This is a genomic window from Phenylobacterium immobile (ATCC 35973), from assembly GCF_001375595.1.
In the GTDB taxonomy this organism is placed as follows: domain Bacteria; phylum Pseudomonadota; class Alphaproteobacteria; order Caulobacterales; family Caulobacteraceae; genus Phenylobacterium; species Phenylobacterium immobile.
Genome location: NZ_CVJQ01000001.1, coordinates 1,280,246 through 1,299,154, shown reverse-complemented (window position 1 = coordinate 1,299,154; position 18,909 = coordinate 1,280,246). Strand labels below are relative to the sequence as shown.

Below are 18,909 nucleotides of genomic sequence, written 5' to 3'. Positions count from 1 at the left end.
GGCGTGCGCTTGTAGTGGGCTTGAACGCGTGCTTTAGCTGCCTTGAACCACGGCAATGGTGAGCGAAATGCTGAAGCGAAATCGCCCCTTTGATCTCATTACCCGGCCTGCGACCGCGGACGAGACCGACACCCCTCTGTCAACGCCAAACGACGCCCCCGCCAATACACCTGCGGCGGAGCTGATCATGCGCCAGGCGGGGCTCGCCGACGTGCTCAGCGCCGTCGATCGCGTGTCTATCGAACTGAACCAGCAGAACCGGATGATGTCGCGGCTCGCCGACATCCTGGAACAGTTCCTTGAGGTCTCGAAGACCAACGCGGCTCGCCCCCAGGTTGTCTACGCCTCCCCCGAGGCCCTCGCCGCGCCCAGCGCAGCCCTCGCTGCGCCGGTCGCCGCCCCGGCCAAGGCGAAGGCGCTCAAGAAGCTTATCAACTGGGTGATCGGTCCCGCCGACAACATCCAATGGGCCTATGGCAACAACGCCAAACGGCTCTCCAGCCGGCTTGCGGGCTACGACCACAAGATCGCCGACACCGGGGCCAGCGACGTGGCCGTCTACTTCGACGCGAAGGTGGCCGATCGCTACAAGGTCGACGCCAAGAAGTCGGTGCTGCGGATTGGCGGCCCGAGGCCGCTCGACACCATGTTCGGCGATGACATCGAAAAGATGCGCGAAGCGTTCGCCAAGTTCGACGCCATCATCGCGCTGAACGGAGAGCTTTACCTGCGGGCGGCCCGAGCCCACCCCAACGTTCACCTGATCCCCAACGCCGTCGATCTGGAGGCGTGGAAGCCGTCGAGCGAGCCGAAGGACGGCATTTTCACCGTCGGCTTCGCCGCCAGCATGAAGTCCAGCGCCGAGGCCGAGGTCAAAGGCTTCGCCATCGCCGAGGCTGCTGCGGCCCGCGTAGGCGCGCGCCTGCTCATGACCTCCAAGGGCGCCGGTAAGCAGATCCCGCACGACCGGATGCAGCAGGACTTTTATCACAAGATCGACGCCCTGATTCACCCGGTGGGCCCGGGCCGTGAAGGCACGTCGAACGTCCTGATGGAGGCGCTGGCCTCCGGCGTGCCGGTGATCACGACAGTCCACTCCGGCTATCATGGCGAACTGCTGACCGACGGTCGCAATGTCCTGATCCGCGAGCGCGACGAACTGGAGTTCGCCGAAGCCATCGCCATGCTGCAGCGTGACGAGCGCATGCGCCGGCGGATCGGCAACATGGGCCGTCAGTTCGCCGAGCAGCACCACAGCCTGGATGTCGTCGCCGCAGCCTACGGCAAGGTCATCGACGACGTGGTCAAGGCCAAGCCGAAGCCCGCGCCCAAGAAGAAGAAGGTTTCCTTCGTGCCGTTCTGGGAGCCGGCGGAGAAATTCGGCTCCTCGCGCCTGCGCGCCCACTACCCGGCGCAATTCCTCAAGGACAACAAAGAGTTCGACGTCGTCAGCGGCTACGCGGAGGACGCCGACATCGTGGTCGTGGTCCAGATGTGCCCCGACGACCTGCTGGAGAAGCTGAACGCCAATCCGAAGCAGTTCCTGATCTACGATGTGTGCGACAAGTACTACGAGAACCCGCGCGTCTTTAAGCACCTGGAGCCCAACATTCACTCGCAGCAGCGCTTCGAGCAGTTGTGCGAGCGCGCCGACCTGATCATCGTGCCCAGCCGCGAAATGAAGGCCGAGATCGCCAGCCGTGTGCAAAACAAGCCGGTGAAATACGTGCCGGAGCCAGCCGACTATGGCGCGACGACGCCACTGCCGCTGCGCCCCGCCGAACCGAAAGTCGTGCTGTGGTATGGCAACCCCGACCGCGGCAACTGGGAAAACGCCCAGCCCATTATCGAGCGGCTGCGCGACCAGCATGGCTATACGCCGCTGATCGTCTCGCGACGGAGCTTCTTCAAGAAGTTCCCCGACTTCCACCCGTTCTGCCAGGACTGGTCGATGGAGGCCATGAAGGCGGGCTTCGAAGCCGCCAGCCTGTGCGTGGTGGCCTATGACCAGGAAGAACAGGCCAAGAGCCCCAACCGCTATGTGGCGGCCATGATGCACGGCCTCCCGACCCTGGTGGTCGGCTCGCCAGCGACGCGGGAGATCATCGACGCGACCGGCCAGCAGTTCGCCCTCGTCAGCGATGACGCTTCGGTGGACCAGGCCATGGCTGTCCTGCAGGCGCCTGGCGGTCGCGAGCAATACGTCGAAGCCGTGCAGGCCTATCTCGCCAGCCAGTTCGGCGAGGAGGCGATCGCCGACGTCTATGCGACGACCTTCAAGGACCAGACCTTCAGCAAGGCGGCCTTCGCCGGAGGGAAGCGCCGCATCGCCTTTGTCAGCCACAACATGACCCTGGGCGAAGGCGCGCCCTGGAGCCTGTTCGAACTCCTCTCGGGGCTGCGCGAGCACGACATCGAACCTTTTGTCTACTCGGCCTGCGGCGGTCCGCTGCTCGAACAGTATCAAGCCGCCGGCATCGCCGTGGAGGTGTTCGATACAAACGCCAATCACGTGGTGAAGGTGCTGAACACTAAGTACGTGGCGATCGAGAAAAGCTTCACGGACTTCCTGAAGACCAACAAGATCGAAGCGGTCGTCGCCAATACGGTGAAGTCGGCCCCGCTGGTGAAGTTCGCGACGAACCTCGGAATTCCCGCCGCCTGCATCGCCCGCGAATCCTATGTCTATGAGGAGCGGTTCTCCTATTTCCGCGGCGATGCGCGCCTGGCCGCTGTGACCGGCCTGACGGAAGCGCCCGAGATCGTCTTCGTCGCGCACGCCAGCCGCAAGACGTGGGATGACCAGCCCTTCAAGGGCAAGGTTTCGGTGATCCCCAACGGTATTTCGCCGCAACGGTTCGTGGAGTCCTCCACCCTGACGAAGGCCGAGGCGCGCGAGCGGTTCGGCATCCCCGCTGATGACGTGGTGGCGATCTGCGTCGGCACGATCAACCTCCGCAAAGGCCAGGGCGAAATCCTGGAGGCCTTCGCCTCCCTGCCGCCAGCAGTGCGCAACAAGGCGCGGATCATCTTCCTGGGCGCCGTGCAGAACTCGCATCTGGCGGGCTTCATGGAGGGCTATGACGCCCTGCCCGCGGCGATCCGTGACCGGGTGATGGTGGTGAACGCAACCGACGAGGTCGCGCCCTACTACATCGCCTCCGATCTGTTCTTGATGAATTCGAACTCGGAAGCCTACCCTCGAAGTGTTGTGGAAGGCCTGTATTTCGGCCTGCCGGTGCTGTCGACACCCGTAGCGGGCGTTGTGGAGCAAGTGCGGCCCGGCGAGTCAGGCTTCCTCTACGACTACAACGACATGAATTCGTGGAAATCATACTTCACAGATCTCGTGAAGAAGCCAGATCTTCTCAAAGAGATGTCAGCGAATGCTCACAAGGCGTTCTGGAAGCTGACGGGCTACAATGAGATGCTTCTTTCTTACAAGTCTATTATTTCGAGGATGATTGCGTAATGGCGGGGCGGCAGAAGACGATGGACTCGGGATCGCAAGACGGCGGCGATGTTCTAGAGGGCGACAAGACTGCGGGCGCGGCGCTGCCGCTGCCGGATGCGGACGCACTGGCCGCATCCGCCGAGATGGCGCTGAAGCTGCGCCAGCCAGCGACAGGCTCAGACCTGTTCTTCACACATGTGTTCAACAACGGCCCCGTCCAGCCGCGCAACCATGTTTCCGTCGCGCGCGTATTCGATACGGCGGTCGACCTCGGCTACCTCGCCTGGCCGATGGAACTGCGAAAGACCGCCTACGGACGCGATATCCTTGATCTCGGCTGTGGCTCGTCGCTGCACGGCCCCGTGTTTCGCGCGCTTGGCGCCAACAGTTACACGGGCATCGACCGCAACATCGAACCGATGCGCAAGCGCCTGCGTAACCGCCGCCTGAAGACCAGCGTCTCAACGCCGTTCTCGATGGCCGATGTCGTGCGCCTGGTGCCAGGCGTCACCTACATGCGGGCTGAAGAAACCACCTCGCGCGACAGCTTCGACCTGATCCTGGTGCAAGGCTCCATGACAGCCAGCCACCCGGATCCGGAAAAGCTGTTCTCCCAGCTGCATCGCGCCCTGCGGTCCGGCGGCGAGCTCACCTTCGTCCACCACAATTTCCACAGCTGGTCCGGCCACCAAGGCAAGCCCAAGGGGCCGGCCGACTTCGATCCGCAGAACGCCGAGCACGTGCAGAACATGGACTGGGGCCACACCCTGTTCGATCCGCCGGCCGACCATAAGTTCGCGACTGACTTCAACCGCGTGAAGCTTTCGCAGCTGCGAAAGATCATCGACCGCTACTTCGACATCAAGACGTGGACGCCCGTCCGCGAGAAGAAGGCCATCGCCGAACGGCTGACCCATGGCCTGCGCCGGTCGCTCGACGGCTTCACCGACGACGAACTGCTGGTGAAATCGGTTACTGTCGAAGCTCGCCGTCGCGACGACGTCTAATAAACAGGGCCGGGGCGCACACACGCCTCGGCCTCCTTTCATGCAGCCTGCCGGCTGCTCATCGGCGCCTTTCGCGCCCTTTTGTGTGTTTGACGCTAAGTCGGGGGAATATCTATGCGCGTTGCGATGATTGGCACGGGCTACGTTGGTCTGGTGAGCGGGGCTTGCTTCGCTGATTTTGGTCACGTGGTGACCTGCATCGACAAGGACGAGAGCAAGATCGCGCGCCTGAAGGAGGGCGGCATCCCGATCTATGAGCCGGGCCTGGACCTTTTGGTGGCGACCAACGTCAAGGAAGGCCGGCTGTTCTTCACCACCGAGGCTGAGCAAGCCGTGCGTGAGGCCGATGCGGTGTTCATCGCCGTCGGCACGCCCTCGCGTCGCGGCGACGGCCATGCGGACCTGTCCTACGTCTACGCCGCCGCCGAGGAAGTGGCGGGCTACGTCGACGGCTTCACCGTGGTGGTCACCAAGTCCACCGTGCCCGTGGGCACCGGCGACGAGATCGAGGCGATCTTCAAGCGCGTGCGGCCCGACGCCGACGTGGCGGTGATCTCCAACCCCGAGTTCCTGCGCGAAGGCGCCGCCATCGAGGACTTCAAGCGTCCCGACCGCGTGGTCGTCGGCACCACCGATGAGCGCGCGCAAGGCGTGATGCGCGAGCTCTATCGCCCGCTCTATCTGAACGAGACGCCGATCGTCTTCACCGCGCGGCGCACATCCGAGCTGATCAAGTATGCGGCCAACGCCTATCTCGCCATGAAGATCACCTTTATCAACGAGATGGCCGACCTCTGCGAAGCCGTCGACGCCGACGTCCAGCAGGTCGCCCGCGGCATCGGCCTGGATGGCCGCATCGGCGGCAAGTTCCTGAACGCCGGCCCCGGCTACGGCGGCTCGTGCTTCCCCAAGGATACGCTGGCCCTCGTGCGGACCGCCCGCGACGCCGGCGCGCCCACCCGCCTGATCGAGGCCACCGTCGAGATCAACGACCACCGCAAGAAGGCCATGGCCGAGAAGGTGGTCCAAGCCCTCGGCGGCGACGTCGCCGGCAAGACGGTCGGCGTGCTGGGCGTCACGTTCAAGCCCAACACCGACGACATGCGCGATGCGCCGTCGCTGGACATCATCCCGGCCCTGCAGGCCGCCGGCGCCAAGGTCCAGGCCTTCGATCCCGAGGGCCATGAGGCCCGGCGCATGCTCGCTGACGTCGACTTCAAGGATGACGCCTACCAGGTCGCCGACGGCGCCGACGTCCTGGTGATCATCACCGAGTGGGACCAGTTCCGGGCCCTCGATCTCGCCCGCCTCAAGGGCCTCATGAACAAGCCCGTCCTGGTCGACCTCAGAAACATCTACCTGCCCGCAGACGTCCGATCCAAGGGATTCGAATACTCCTCCATCGGACGGGCCTGAGGGAGAGGCGTAGACCTGGCTCGACCGACGCAATAGTTTCGTCATCCCGGCTGCAGCGCGCCTGCCCGGGATGACGGCGGGGGTGCGGTTGGCGTCCATGAAATCGATAGCGGCGGCGGCGGCGGCGCTGTCCTGCCTGTACGCCCAGTCCGCCTTCGCCCAGGCCGCGAAGCCGGCGGTCGCGGCTACACGGCCTGGGCCCGAGGCCCAGCTTATCGAGGGCTATTTCCAGACGCTCAAAAGCGGCTACCCAGCTGACGCCACCGCCAAGCTCTTCATCCAGACGCCGTTGATGCAGAAGAACCCGGCGGCCACCGATAAGCTGACGAATTCGGCCGCGACCTACATTAACTTCTACGGCTCGATCACCCACTGGTCCTTCGCCAACGAGAAGGTCTTCGCCCCTGGCGTAAAGCGCCAGACCTGGGTGCTCTACACGGTAGGCGCCCCGGTCTTCTTCACCTTCGACCTCTACGTCTCGGCGACCGGCGTCGGCGTGCTCAACGTGAACATCAACGACAAGTACGAGAGCGCGTTCTAAATCGCCGATCAGCCGGCCAGGATATCCGGCCCGATGTCCCCGACTCGCGCCACGCCGGTCAGCGCCATGGCCACCTGGATCTCCGCCTCGATAAGCTGCAGCACATGGGCGACCCCCGCCCCGCCGCCACCGGCCAGCGCATAGGCCCAGGCGCGCCCCAGCAGCACGCCCTTGGAGCCCAGCGCCAGCATCCGCACCACATCCAGGCCGGAACGCACGCCGCCATCGGCGAGCACGGTGATCTGGTCGCCCACCGCCTGAGCGATAGCCGGGAGCGCCGCGGCTGAAGACAGGGCGCCGTCGAGCTGGCGGCCGCCGTGGTTAGACACCACCAGGCCGTCGGCGCCGGACCGCGCCGCCTCGCGCGCGTCTTCGACGTCGAGGACGCCCTTGATGATGATCGGTCCGTCCCAGGCTCCCCGCAGGAAGGCGAGATCGCGCCAGGTGGTCGCGGCGTCGAAGTTGTCGCGGATCCAGGCGAAGAAGTCCTCCAGCCCGGTCTGGCCGGCCAGGACGGGCGCGACATTGCCCAGGCTGTGCGGGCGCCCGTTCAGCCCGACGTCCCAGGCCCAGCCCGGCCGGGCGAGCGTCTGACCGAATCGGCGAAGGCCGCCCGCCAGCCCCGGCGCGCCCGCCAGGCCAGAGCGGACGTCGCGGTAGCGGGCGCCCGGGACCGGCAGGTCGACGGTGAACACCAAAGCCGAGCAGCCCGCCGCCTTCGCCTTGGCCAGCAGGTCGCGCATGAACCCGCGGTCGCGGATCATATAGAGCTGAAACCAGAAGGGCCCGACGCCGGCCGCGGCGACCTCGTCGATGGCGCAGACCGCCATGGTCGACAGGGTGAAGGGCGCGCCGGCGGCCTGCGCCGCGCGTGCGGCCTGCACCTCGCCGCGCCGCCCGTACAAACCCGCCAGGCCGATCGGACCTAGGGCGACCGGCATCGCCAGGGATTGGCCGAACAGCTGAGTCGACAGGTCGATCGACGAGACGTCCTTCAGCACCCGCTGGCGAAGCGTGATCGCCTCCAGGTCGGCGACGTTCCGGCGCAGGGTCGCCTCGGCGTAGGAACCCCCGTCGATGTATTCGAAGAGGAAATGCGGCAGCCGGCGGCGCGCCAGCTCGCGATAGTCGGAGACCGCAGCCGCTTTCACTTGATCTCCTCTGCGTCGCCCCCTCAGAACCTGTCGGGCACGACGGTGTGCTTGGCCTTAAGCGCGGCCCAGTTTTCAGCGCTCATCCAATCGGCCCAGCAGGTCCAGGTCCAGAGCTGGCCGTGTTCGCTCACCGTGGCGTCCATATAGGTCACGCCCTTTTCAGTGCGCTTCACCTCGTCCATGCCGAGACGCATCTGGAAATTGATCGGATAGCGCTGGGCGATCACCCCGCCCATGGTCCGGGTCGACTGGTCCCAGTTCTCGCCATCGTCCTGTTCCAACATGCCGGCCGGACCGAAGACATGGATATGCTGCCCGCGCCGGGCGGCCTCGAGCTCGGGGCTGGCGTCTTTCTCGCGCATTGAGAACCACCAGACCTCAGTCTTGCCCGGCCCCTTGGGCAGGCGCAGCGCGATCTGGGTGCCGCCGGTCGAAATCCACATGTTGGGGAAGATGTGCGGGTGGCCGTAGTGCCGGCTTTCCTCGGCGCCCAGCAGAGCCTGGACCTCAGGCGTCCCGATCCAGCCTCGGTCCTCATAGGCGTCGAAGCTCGGCATCTCGACATGGCGGGTGCGTAGCAGCTCCATGTCCGCCTCAGACATCCGAGGGCCGCCGATGGCGTGGCCATATTCGCCGATCGAGACCCGGTGGCGGCGCATGTTCTGCGGCTCGACGCTCAACACGCCTTCGCGCGCCTGGCCCATCTCCAGGAACATCGCCTGGATGCTGGAGGCGTGGCTGATGTCCACATGGTACCAGTCGAAGATGTTGTCCGCGGCCAGCTTCCAGTTGCAGCCGACGATATTCTTCTGGACCCCCTCGGACATCACCACCTCGCCCCGGGCGGCCATGAAATCCATGCCCAACCGGCCGACCGGCCCGAGATACTCCTCGAGGTCCGGCGCCTCCGGATCCATGGTGGCGAAGACGAAGCCCTTGTAGCTGGCGACCTTGCCGGCGCGCACCAGACCCCACTGCGACTTGTCGAGTTGCTCGTGGTAGAAATCCTTGTAGCCGGGGACGCCGATCAGCGATCCGTCCAGGCCGTAGGTCCAACCGTGATAGGTGCAGAGGAACGAGCGCGCGTTGCCTGACTCCGCACGGCACACCGCGTTGCCGCGGTGACGGCAGGAGTTCAGCAGGACCTGCAGCTCGCCCTTCTTGTCGCGGGTGGCGATGACCGACTCTTCGCCGATGAAGCTCAGGAAGAAATCGCCCGGCTTGGGGATCTGGCTTTCGTGGCACATGAAGTTCCAGGCGCGGGCGAAGATCCGTTCCAGCTCCATCTCGTAGATCGCCTGGTCGGCGAAGATGGCCCGGCCGACCGTGCCGTTCTTCGTGTCGACGAACTGGTGGAAATCAAAGCTCTGCTCGAGTTCGATCTTCATGGCGCGTTGTCCTCCCGTCGCGTCCTGTTGGCGGACGTCTTGGCTGGACGCTAACACAACCGCCCAACTTCGCGAGCGGCTGACAGGGCCCTGCAAGTTCGCTAGGCCCAGCTTATGCCTATCCGCTCACGCCGCGCCCTGCTTCTCGATCTCGACGGCACGCTCGTCGATCCGGCGGCCGGCATGCTGGCCAGCTTCCGCCACGCCGCCGCAAGCCTGAGCGTTGATGTCGCGGAAGACGCCGACCTGCGCTGGATGATCGGTCCGCCGATTCGCGAGTCCTTCGCCCAACTGCTGGGCGGCCGCGCCGATCCGCTGGAGGCGCTACGCCTCTATCGACAACGCTATTCCGAACGAGGCCTGTACGATGCGGTAGTCTATCCGCGGATCGCCGAGGCCCTCGGCCACCATCAGGACCGCGGTGCGCAGCTCTTTGTCTGCACGGCGAAGTTCCATGGTTTCGCCGCCCGCATCGTCGACCACTTCGGCCTGCGGCCCTACCTCTCCGGAGTCTATGGCGCCGAGCTCGACGGGCGAAACGAGAACAAGGCCGAACTGATCGCCCACATCCTGGACGCCGAAGGCCTGGAGCCCAGCGATGTCTGCATGGTCGGCGACCGCAAGCACGACGTCATCGCCGCGGCCCATCACGCCATCCCGACCATCGGCGTTCTCTGGGGCTTCGGCGGCCGCGACGAACTGGAGGCGGCCGGCGCGGCGATGATCGTGGAAAGCGCCGACGCGCTCTGGGCGCCCGCGCCCATTCGCTGACGCCGCGATTGGGTGTAACGAAACGCCAATGGAAACCCTGATCCTCAACGTCACCGGCAGCGACCGGCCGGGGCTGACGCAGGCGCTGGCGGCGGCGGTGCTGGGCGCGGGCGGCAACTGGCTGGAGAGCCATCTCAGCCAACTGGGCGGGCTGTATGTGGGCTCGGTGCTCGTCGAGGTTGAGGCCGAGGGAGTCGAGCGGTTGCGCGCCGCGGTCAAGGCCGTCGATTCTCAGGGCCTTGAGGTGCGGATCGCGCCGGCCATCGCCGTCGCCGCGCCTGCGGGGCCCGCGATCCAGTTCAGCCTGGTCGGGCATGACCGCCCCGGCATTGTCCATCAAGTCACCGCGCTCCTGAGTGATCTCGGCGCCAATATCGAGGCCCTCGACACGCGGCTCAGCCTGGAGGCGCAGACCGGGGCGCCTTTGTTCCACATGGAAGCGCGCTTGAGCCTGCCGGCCGGCCTCGCCAGCGACGAGGTTCAGGTCGCTCTGGAAGCCATCTCGGGCGAGATCATGGTGGACGTCGCCGTTCAGCCGGCCTTGGCGTAGATCTTCAGAAAGGCGCGGACCGACTTCTCGGCGGCGGCCATGGCCTGCGCCGGCGTCAGCTCCGGCGAATAATTCAGCAGCCGGGGCATGTAGAAGCGGCCCTTGCAGAGGCCGAGGAAGAACTCGGCGGCCTCCAGCGGGTCATCCGCCTCCAGGTCGCCGCTCCCCATCCAGTCGGCCATCATGGTCGCCAGACGATCCGCGCCGAACTTCGGGCCCTCCTCATAGAAGCTGCGGCCAATCTGCGGCGAACGCTCCACCTCGGCGATGACCAGCCGCAGGCTGCGCATGGTCTCTTCGTTCAAGGTGATGCGGATGTAGGTCGCCGCCAGGCGCAGCAGGGTGGTCTCGGCGCCGAGCCCCGGATCAAGGTCCCCGAACAACGCCTCCTGGCGCCAGAAGCAATGGCGGCGGACCACGTCCTCGAACAGCTCATCCTTGCTCTTGAAGTAATTGTAGAGCGTGCCCTTGGACCCGCCCAGCCGCGCGGCGATCGTCGACATCGAGGCCGCAGCGAAGCCATCCTCTAGGAACACGCCCTGGGCGACGTCGAGGATCACTTCCCGGCGGGCGTCACGGTCGAGGCGGGCGGGCTTGGCCGGAGCCGTCATCTGAGAATCTCCAAACCGTACGGTACGGTCAGCTTGACCAAGCTAACTCATGGGGCGTAAGAGCGCAATATGACCGTACCGTACGGTTGGACCAAGGCTCGCCATGTTGCGTACATTCCCAAAGGTCGCCCTGTTGTTGGGCCTTTCGGCGGCGGCCCTTTCCGCCTGCGCGAGCCTGCCGGCAAACGCGCCGGCCCGCGTAGCCAAGGCGCCTGACGCCTACGAAACCGCCCGTAGCCTCCCCGCTCCACACGCTGACTGGCCCGCCGACCGCTGGTGGACCGCCTATGGCGACGCCCAGCTGAACGGCCTGATCGACGAGGCGCTGCCGGTTCGCCTACCCTCGCCCAGGCCGAGGCCCGCATGCGCCGAGCGGAAGCCGCCGCCGGCCAGACCCGCGCGCGCCAGCTCCCAACCGTCCGCGTGAACGGCTCGGTTCAGGAGGCCAAGCAGAGTTATAACAACGGCATCCCGGCGGACTTCGTCCCGCGCGGCTACAATAGCTATGGCCGGCTGACGCTGGATTTCGCCTGGGAGCTGGACTTCTGGGGGCGCAACCGCGCCGCCGTGGCGGCCGCCGTCTCCGACGCCCGCGCCGCCCAGGCCGAGGCCGCCGAGGCGCGGTTGATGCTGGCCACCGGGGTCGCAGCCGCCTACGCCGACTTCGCCGGCCTGAACGCGGAACGCGAGATCGCCGCGCGCGCCGTCGACCTCCAGGGCCAGACCGCCGCTCTGGTCGCCCAGCGCGTGGCCAACGGTCTCGACACCCGCGGCGAGCAGCGCCAGGCCGAGGCCGAGCCGCTGCAAGCCCGCGCCGACCTGGCCGCCCTGGACGAACAGATCGCACTGACCCGCAACCGCATCGCCGCCCTGCTGGGCGCTGGCCCCGATCGGGGCCTGGCGATCACGATTCCGCCCCCCGCCGCCCTCAAGCCCTTCGGCCTGCCCCCCGCCATCGCGGCCGAGCTGGTCGGCCGTCGTCCAGACGTCACCGCCGCCCGCTGGCGCGCCGAGGCCAGCGCCGCGCGCATGCGTGAGGCGCGCGCGGCCTTCTATCCCAACGTCAATCTCGCCGGTTTCATCGGCGCCCAGGCCTTGCACGTCGACCGCCTGTTCAACGCCGGTTCGGACATCGGCGGCGTCGGCCCTGCGATCAGCCTGCCGATCTTCGAGGGCGGGGCCCTGCGCGCGGGGCTAAGCGGCGCCCGCGCCGATCGCGATGGCGCCGTGGCCGCCTATGACGGCGCCGTAGCCGAGGCGTTCCGCCAGGTGGCCGACGTTGTCGCCTCCGAGACTGCGCTCGCCGCCCAGCTGTCCGATAGCCGGGCGGCCCTGGCCGCAAGCGAAGACGCCTACCGCATTGCTCGCCTTCGCTACGAAGGCGAGCTTTCCACCTACTCGACCCTGCTGCAGGCCGAACAACAGCTCCTGACGCGCCGCCGGCGTCTCGCCGACCTGGAGGCCCGCGCCTTCAGTCTCGACGTCGCCCTGGTCCGCGCGCTCGGCGGCGGCTTCCAGGCCGGCTGAATCACCCCCCTCCGTTTCTTCTCCCGAGGCTCCTTCCATGGGCAACGCGTCTTCAGAAACACCGGCCGCCAACCCGCGTCGCCGCCAGTTGATGATCCTGGGCGGGGTCGTCGTCGCCGGCGTCGCCCTTTGGGGCGGCTACGAGCTCTTGTTCGGCGGCCGCACGGTCGAGACCGACAACGCCTATGTCGGCGCTGAAGTGGCCCAGGTGACGCCCCTGGTGGCCGGACCTGTCGCCCGGATCCTGGTGCGCGAGACCCAGACCGTGAAACAGGGCGACACCCTGCTGATCCTCGACGATTCCGACGCCCGCATCGCCGTCGCCGAAGCGCGCGCCGCCCTGGGGCAGGCCGAGCGGCGGGTCGCCGGCTTCCAGGCCAATGACGATGCGCTCGGCGGCCAGGTCGGCGCGCGCCAGGCCGACGTCGCCCGGGCCCGCGCGGACCTGCAACTGGCCCGCCTCGACCTCGCCCGCCGCAACCGACTGTCTGGCTCCGGCGCGGTCTCCGGCGAAGAACTGACCAATGCGCGCAACAGCGCCGCCACCGCCGAAGCCGCGCTCGCTCAGGCCGAAGCCAACCTCAAGTCGGCCCAGGGCCAGCGCCAGGCCAACGCCGTCATGATCAAGGGCGCGACCATCGACAACCCCGACATCGTCGGCGCGCGCGCGCGGCTTGAGGCGGCCGAACTGGCGCTCTCGCGCACCGTGATCCGCGCACCAACCACCGGCGTCATCTCCCGCAAGCAGGTGCAGGTCGGTCAGCAGGTCGCCGTCGGCGCGCCTCTGATGTCGGTCGCGCCGCTCCAGGCGGCCTATGTCGACGCGAACTTCAAGGAAGTGCAGCTGACCAAGGTGCGCCCCGGGCAGTCGGTGACGCTCGTATCCGATCTCTATGGCGACGACGTGAAGTTTCACGGCCGCGTTTTCGGCTTCGCCGGCGGCACGGGCTCGGCCTTCTCGCTGATCCCGGCGCAGAACGCCTCGGGCAACTGGATCAAGGTGGTCCAACGCCTGCCCGTGCGCATCGACCTCGATCCCCGTGAACTGGTCCGACATCCCTTGCGCGTCGGCCTTTCCATGAAGGCCAAGATCGACATCAGCGACGCGCGTTGAGGCTGGCCCAAAATGGCTGACTCATCCGGAACCTCACCGCCCCCGATGACGGGGGTGACCCTGGCGATCACGTCGATCGCGCTGGCCCTCGGCACCTTCATGCAGGTGCTGGACGGCTCGATCGCCAACGTCTCAATCCCGACCATCGCCGGCAACCTGGGCGTCAGTTCCAGCCAGGGCACCTGGGTGATCACCTCCTTCGCCGTGGCCAACGGTGTGTCCGTGCCGCTGACCGGCTGGCTGATGGGCCGCTACGGCGTGGTGAAGACCTTCGTCGCCAGCGTGGTGCTGTTCACCATCGCCTCGTTCCTCTGCGGCATCGCCTGGGACCTGCCCTCGCTCGTGATCTTCCGGATCATCCAGGGCGCCGTCTCCGGGCCCATGATCCCAGGGTCGCAGTCGCTGCTGATCATGATCTTCCCGCCGCAGAAGCGCGGCACGGCGCTCGCCATCTGGTCGATGACGACCCTGGTCGCGCCGATCTGCGGCCCGATCCTCGGCGGCTACATCTCCGACAACGTCGCCTGGGAATGGATCTTTCTGATCAATGTGCCGGTCGGCATCCTCTGCGCCGTCATCTGCTGGCGCAACACGGCCAGCCGCGAGACGCCGACCCGCAAGATTCCCGTCGATGGCGCAGGCTTCATGCTGCTGCTGGTCTGGGTCGGCGCGCTCCAGGTGATGCTGGACACCGGCAAGGAGGCCGACTGGTTCTCCTCGCCGGCCATCGTCGTCGAATGCGTGATCGCCGCGATCGGCTTCGTCGCCTGGCTGATCTGGGAGCTGAACGAGAAGAACCCGATCGTCGATCTGTCGCTGTTCAAGTCGAAGAACTTCCTCCTGCCGACGATCGCCTTCTGCCTGGGCTACGCTATCTTCTTCGGCTCCAACCTGCTCCTGCCGCTGTGGCTGCAGACCCGCATGGGCTTCGTGGCCACCTGGGCCGGGCTTGTGGCGGCGCCGGCCGGCGTCGTCGCGGTGTTCCTGACCCCCTTCGTCGCCCGGGTGATGGGCAAGATAGACATGCGCCTGACGGCCAGCTTCTCGCTGGCGGCCTTCGCGCTCTCCTTTTACATGCGCTCGCTCTACACCACCGACGCCGACTATTACGCGCTGGCTCTGCCTATGCTGGTTCAGGGGGCGGCCATGGCCACCTTCTTCGTCTCGATGATCACCCTGGCGCTGAACGGCGTTCCGCCGGACCAGGTGCCGCAGGCCTCGGGCCTGTCGAACTTCTGCCGTCTCACGGCCGGCAGTTTCGCCGCCTCGATGGTGACGACGATCTGGGACCAGGACGCCGCCGTCCATCAGACGCGCCTCGCCGAAATCATCCCCGCGACCGGGGCGGCGTTCGGCGCCGCGGTCGCGCAACTCCAGGCCATGGGCATCAGCGCCCAACAGGCCACGGCCAGCGTCGCCCAGTTGGCGGTGAACCAGGCCTATCTGTTGGCCACGATCGATTTCTTCCGGGTCTCGGCGTGGCTGGTCCTGGCCCTCGTCCCGCTCGTCTGGATGGTCAAACGCCCGCAACCCAGCGAGCACGCGGTCGGCGCGGACTAAACGGGGCCGTGGTTGGAACATCTTCTCGACATCGGCCGCTGCGCAGATGGCGCTGTTCCTGGAGATAGCCATGCGCGTAACGATCCTGACGGCCGCCGCCCTCTTCCTTCTCGCGCCGGCCGCCGCGCTGGCCCAGGAGGCGATCATGACCGCGCCGACCTCCGGGCCCGCCGCACCGCCCTCCGAAGAGGCTGCGATCGGTCCGATAACGTCGCTGGACCAGCCGATGCCCGAGCCGCAGCGCATGGCCATGGGCCTGTGCGGCCCGCAGGTCGTCAGGGACGACGGCACGCTCGAGACCAAGCCGCATGGAGTCGTCGAAGTCGGCGTCGGCACCGGCGGCTATCGCAGCGTCGGCGCCTCAGTCTGCCAGCCGATCGGCCAGAACGCCGCTGTGGCCGTCAGCGTCAGCGACACCCGCGGGAACTTCGGCGGCTATCGCGGACGCCGGGCCCGGTTCGCCCAGAACTAGAGACCTTGGCGCCGCCTGAGCGCCGCCCAGACCGTAAAGCCCACCACAGCGCCCATGCCGACGGCGATAAGCAGGAACGGCGCGCTATGGACATGGCCGTAGAGGAACAACACCGCAGGCGTTGTCAGGTAGGAGCCCCCCGCCATCGAGGCGATGACGCCCGCGGTGGAGGCCTGGGCCTCGCGGCTGACGGCGAGCGAGGCGCCCGTGGAGACCGCCGGGAACGCAAAGCTCTGCCCCAGACTCATCAAGGCGTAGCCCACGACCACGGCGGGGAAACCGCCGGCGACGACAATGACCAGCGCGCCGGCGATGCCGAGACCGCCGCCCAGCATCAGCAGCCGCAGCGGGGGGTACTTGAGGAACGGGATCAGCACCCATTGGCCGAAGACGGCGCAGACTGAGCCGGCGAGCATGGTGGTCGTGATGTAGGGCAGCGAGGCGATGGGCGAGAGCCCGACACGATCGATCACGACGAAGCCTATGATCTGATTGAGGGCTGCGGCGCAGAGCATGACCATCAGGCCGCACAGCAGGAACGGCCGCGCCGCGCGATCCGCCAGGACGGCCTTCAATCCGACGCGCGTGCTGTGTCCAGTCGGCGCGCTGAGGTCGCCGGCCTGCCGGCGCGTCCGGAAACGTCGGGCGTATTCGTCCTCCGGCAGATAGCGACGAATGGCGAACAACACGCCCATGGCCGCCAGCGCAAGGAAGATCATCGGCCCGGCCAGGCCCAGCGGCGTGCCCACCATCAGCGGCGTGACCAGCGGCCCGATGATCGTGCCCAGCCCCCCCGCTCCCGAGAGAGTCGCAATAGCCTGGGTCCGCCGCTCGGGCGTCGTGCGCTCGATCAGATAGGCCTGCGTGGCCGGGGGCGAGGCCGAGGCCATGGTGCCGTTGAAGGTCCTCGCGAACAGAAACATGCAGAAGATCATCATGACCGGCAGCACGTGCAGCAGGCCGATTCCAACCACCACGCCGCAGGCGCCCATCGACAGAATGAAGCCCAGGACCCCGATCTCGATCACCGGCTTGCGACCGCGAATGTCGGCCTGTCGCGCCCAGACGTGGGAGAAGATCAGGCCGCACAGCGCCGACAGGCTGAAGACCGCCGACACCATGAAATCGGGAAAGCCGAGCTCGCGGCCGATGGCCGGCATCACCGATCCCATGCCCGCGTAGCCGACGCCGCCCATCAGCGACACGCCGGACAGCAGGATCAAGGTCGGTCGCGGGAGCTCTGGCGGCGAACTCTGAGCCTCGGCTTCGGACACGGCTCAACCTTTACGCAGGGGAACGCAACGCCGCCCACGGCCGCGCAGTGGGCGGCTCGTTCCATCGCCAGGCGAAGCTGTCAACGCGACGCGTTCTTCGTCACCGGAATGGCGCCGCCGCCGAGGTCGTGGTCGCTCAACTCTTACGCGTCTGCTCACAAAACAGCGCCTAGCGCCGCTTCAGGGCCGTCCAGACCGTGTAGCCGCAGACCATCGCCATGCCCACGCTGGTCAGGATGAAAGGCGCACGCTCCATCTGCCCATAGAGGTAGACGACCAGCGGCGCGGTCAGGTAAGCGCCGCCGCCCATGGAGGCGATGAGGCCCGCTGTCGAGGCCTGGGCGTCGCGGCTGACCGCCAGCGAAGCGCCTGTCGCGATCGCAGGAATCGCGAGGCTCTGACCCAGGCTCGCCAAGGCGAAGCCGGCGATGGCGGCGCGATGCCCGCCGCCAATGGCCATCACCAGCCCTCCGCAAAGGCCGATGAAGCTCCCCAGCATCAAGAGTTTGCGCGGCGGGAATTTCAGCGACGGGATCAACACCCACTGACCAAAGACGGCGCAGGCCGAGCCAGCGAACATCGCCGCGGTGATGTAGGGCAAGGAGGCCACGGGCGAGAGGCCGATCCTGTCCATCATCACAAAGCCGATGGTCTGTCCCATGGCCGCCGCGCAGACCGACACGACGGCGCCGCAGAGGAGAAATGGCCGCACGGCGCGATCGGCCAGCACCTTGCCGACCCCGATGCGGGTGTTGGCCGCAACCTTGGCGTCGGCGCCGGCCCTGCGGTTCTCGCGAAAGCGCTTGGCCCGGTCGTCCTCCGGCAAGAAGCGTCGAACGGCGAACAGCATGCACAGAGCCGCCAGCGACATATAGATCATCGGGCCCGCCAGGCTGAGCGGCGTGCCGACGAGAATCGGCGACAGCAAAGGCCCAAAGATGGTCCCCAGGCCGGCCGCGCCCGCCAGGGACGCGATCGCCTGGGTGCGTCGCTCGGGCGCCGTGCGTTCGGCCACATAGGCCTGGGTCGCGGGCGGCGAAGCCGAGGCCATGGTCCCATTGAATGTCCGGGCGAAGAGGAACATGCCGAAAATCGTCATCGTCGGCAGGACGTGCAGCAGGCCGACGCCCACCACGACGCCGCACGCGCCCATGGACAGCACGAAGCCCAGGATGCCCACCTGGATGATCGGCTTGCGGCCGCGGATGTCGGCCTGGCGCGCCCAGACCTGCGAAAAGATCAGGCCGCAGAAGGCCGAGAGGCTGAACACCGCCGAGACCAGCGGGTCGGGAAAGCCGATTTCACGGCCGATGGCCGGCAGCACCGACCCCATCCCGGAATGGCCGATGCCGCTGGTCAGAGAGACGCAGGACAACAGGATCAGGGTCGACCGGGGCAGTTCGCCGACCAGCTGTTGAGGGGACGCTGGGTCTTGGATAGCTTCGGGCGGCTGCGGATTTTGAGCCTCTGCTCCAGACACGGATCAGCCTTCTACGCCGTCGCGCCGCCAACCATGGCCACGCAGAGGCCGCGGTTCCTTCCATTGCAGGAATAGGCTGTCAACGCTGCGGCCGTGCGAGACGGCCTGCGGCCGATCACGTCATCACGGACGTCTGGCCCTGGCCGAATCCGACCACGCCTAGGCCAACGGGCTCAAATCCGGGTCCACCCACGTTCGGCGCGCCGCCACGGAAAACAGGGTCTCGCGCCGCCAGTAAGCGAGCAGCCAGTCGGATCGGCCCAGGGCGCCGTCCATCAGAGCGTCGAGACTTTCGTGCAACGGCCCTGGCGCCTGCGCACGATGGCGGCGCGCGGCGCGGATCGAGGCCAGGGTGATCGTCTCGTGATAGCCCGCAGTGTCGCTGTTCACGCCGCCGACCGCCACATTATAGGCGTGGATCAAGTCGGGCATGCGCGCCTCCAGCGGGATCTCCGCCGGCTGGTCGAGCAACCACAGACAGGCGGCGAAATGGGCGGCGTGCGTCCAGGCGTCCTTCGCCAGAGTGTGGTCCATCATGCCCCGGGCGACGCGCTCGATGGCGGCGTCGTCCGGATACCAATGCGCCATGG

17 protein-coding genes are annotated in these 18,909 nt (G+C 67.0%); 11 read left to right on the top strand and 6 right to left on the bottom strand.

From position 1 onward, the window contains the following. The first annotated feature begins 67 nt into the window (after window positions 1-67). From BN1313_RS06340 to BN1313_RS06325, 4 genes are all read left to right on the top strand, one after another. Window positions 68-3,472 carry a glycosyltransferase gene (locus BN1313_RS06340; RefSeq protein ID WP_176695923.1) on the top strand — a complete coding sequence of 1,135 codons (3,405 nt, stop codon included), beginning with the start codon at window positions 68-70 and terminating at the stop codon, window positions 3,470-3,472. Continuing rightward, window positions 3,472-4,461, top strand: coding sequence for a methyltransferase domain-containing protein (locus tag BN1313_RS06335; protein ID WP_091737959.1), 990 nt, complete (start codon window positions 3,472-3,474; stop codon window positions 4,459-4,461). Before BN1313_RS06340 ends, BN1313_RS06335 begins: the two co-directional genes overlap by 1 nt. Window positions 4,462-4,575: 114 nt before the next feature. Next, entirely contained in the window at window positions 4,576-5,877 is a 1,302-nt protein-coding gene (locus tag BN1313_RS06330) for a UDP-glucose dehydrogenase family protein (RefSeq protein WP_091737956.1), read from the top strand. Between the two features lie 97 nt (window positions 5,878-5,974). Continuing rightward, window positions 5,975-6,418, top strand: coding sequence for a hypothetical protein (locus BN1313_RS06325; protein ID WP_091737953.1), 444 nt, complete (start codon window positions 5,975-5,977; stop codon window positions 6,416-6,418). A gap of 8 nt (window positions 6,419-6,426) precedes the next feature. Here the strand turns inward: BN1313_RS06325 and lldD are convergent, their stop codons facing one another. Both lldD and BN1313_RS06315 read right to left on the bottom strand, forming a co-directional pair. Beyond that, window positions 6,427-7,569 (bottom strand): FMN-dependent L-lactate dehydrogenase LldD, encoded by a 1,143-nt coding sequence (gene lldD / locus BN1313_RS06320; protein ID WP_091737950.1) that lies wholly within the window; start codon window positions 7,567-7,569, stop codon window positions 6,427-6,429. 23 nt (window positions 7,570-7,592) lie between these two features. Continuing rightward, window positions 7,593-8,960, bottom strand: a complete 1,368-nt coding sequence (locus BN1313_RS06315) for an aromatic ring-hydroxylating oxygenase subunit alpha (protein WP_091737947.1) — start codon at window positions 8,958-8,960, stop codon at window positions 7,593-7,595. Window positions 8,961-9,074: 114 nt separating this feature from the next. Here BN1313_RS06315 and BN1313_RS06310 point away from each other — a divergent pair, with 114 nt between their 5' ends. Both BN1313_RS06310 and BN1313_RS06305 read left to right on the top strand, forming a co-directional pair. Beyond that, window positions 9,075-9,731 carry an HAD hydrolase-like protein gene (locus BN1313_RS06310; RefSeq protein WP_091737945.1) on the top strand — a complete coding sequence of 219 codons (657 nt, stop codon included), beginning with the start codon at window positions 9,075-9,077 and terminating at the stop codon, window positions 9,729-9,731. Between the two features lie 28 nt (window positions 9,732-9,759). After that, entirely contained in the window at window positions 9,760-10,281 is a 522-nt protein-coding gene (locus BN1313_RS06305) for a glycine cleavage system transcriptional repressor (protein ID WP_091737942.1), read from the top strand. Here BN1313_RS06305 and BN1313_RS06300 read toward each other — a convergent pair. Then, window positions 10,263-10,892 carry a TetR/AcrR family transcriptional regulator gene (locus BN1313_RS06300; RefSeq protein WP_091737939.1) on the bottom strand — a complete coding sequence of 210 codons (630 nt, stop codon included), beginning with the start codon at window positions 10,890-10,892 and terminating at the stop codon, window positions 10,263-10,265. The two genes, BN1313_RS06305 and BN1313_RS06300, sit on opposite strands and share 19 nt — an antisense overlap. 103 nt (window positions 10,893-10,995) lie before the next feature. On the opposite strand from BN1313_RS06300, the gene BN1313_RS16835 reads away from it, so the two are divergent. From BN1313_RS16835 to BN1313_RS06280, 5 genes are all read left to right on the top strand, one after another. Continuing rightward, on the top strand, window positions 10,996-11,319 hold the full coding sequence (locus BN1313_RS16835) for a hypothetical protein (protein WP_245620114.1): 324 nt from the start codon (window positions 10,996-10,998) through the stop codon (window positions 11,317-11,319). Further along, on the top strand, window positions 11,256-12,419 hold the full coding sequence (locus tag BN1313_RS06295) for an efflux transporter outer membrane subunit (RefSeq protein ID WP_245620113.1): 1,164 nt from the start codon (window positions 11,256-11,258) through the stop codon (window positions 12,417-12,419). The genes BN1313_RS16835 and BN1313_RS06295 overlap by 64 nt, the downstream gene beginning before the upstream one ends. 37 nt (window positions 12,420-12,456) lie before the next feature. Further along, window positions 12,457-13,533: an HlyD family secretion protein gene (locus tag BN1313_RS06290; protein ID WP_091737936.1), complete on the top strand. Its 1,077-nt coding sequence runs from the start codon at window positions 12,457-12,459 to the stop codon at window positions 13,531-13,533. A 12-nt stretch (window positions 13,534-13,545) separates the two neighbouring features. Continuing rightward, entirely contained in the window at window positions 13,546-15,093 is a 1,548-nt protein-coding gene (locus BN1313_RS06285; protein ID WP_091737933.1) for a DHA2 family efflux MFS transporter permease subunit, read from the top strand. Between the two features lie 70 nt (window positions 15,094-15,163). After that, on the top strand, window positions 15,164-15,565 hold the full coding sequence (locus BN1313_RS06280) for a hypothetical protein (RefSeq protein ID WP_141653088.1): 402 nt from the start codon (window positions 15,164-15,166) through the stop codon (window positions 15,563-15,565). Here BN1313_RS06280 and BN1313_RS06275 read toward each other — a convergent pair. The 3 genes from BN1313_RS06275 to BN1313_RS06265 all read right to left on the bottom strand — a co-directional run bounded on the left by BN1313_RS06275 (window position 15,562) and on the right by BN1313_RS06265 (window position 18,907). Next, window positions 15,562-16,839 (bottom strand): MFS transporter, encoded by a 1,278-nt coding sequence (locus tag BN1313_RS06275; RefSeq protein ID WP_091737927.1) that lies wholly within the window; start codon window positions 16,837-16,839, stop codon window positions 15,562-15,564. The genes BN1313_RS06280 and BN1313_RS06275 overlap by 4 nt on opposite strands. Before the next feature lie 169 nt (window positions 16,840-17,008). After that, on the bottom strand, window positions 17,009-18,319 hold the full coding sequence (locus BN1313_RS06270; protein WP_141653087.1) for an MFS transporter: 1,311 nt from the start codon (window positions 18,317-18,319) through the stop codon (window positions 17,009-17,011). A 159-nt stretch (window positions 18,320-18,478) separates the two neighbouring features. After that, entirely contained in the window at window positions 18,479-18,907 is a 429-nt protein-coding gene (locus BN1313_RS06265; protein WP_091737922.1) for a hypothetical protein, read from the bottom strand. Window positions 18,908-18,909: the final 2 nt, after the last annotated feature.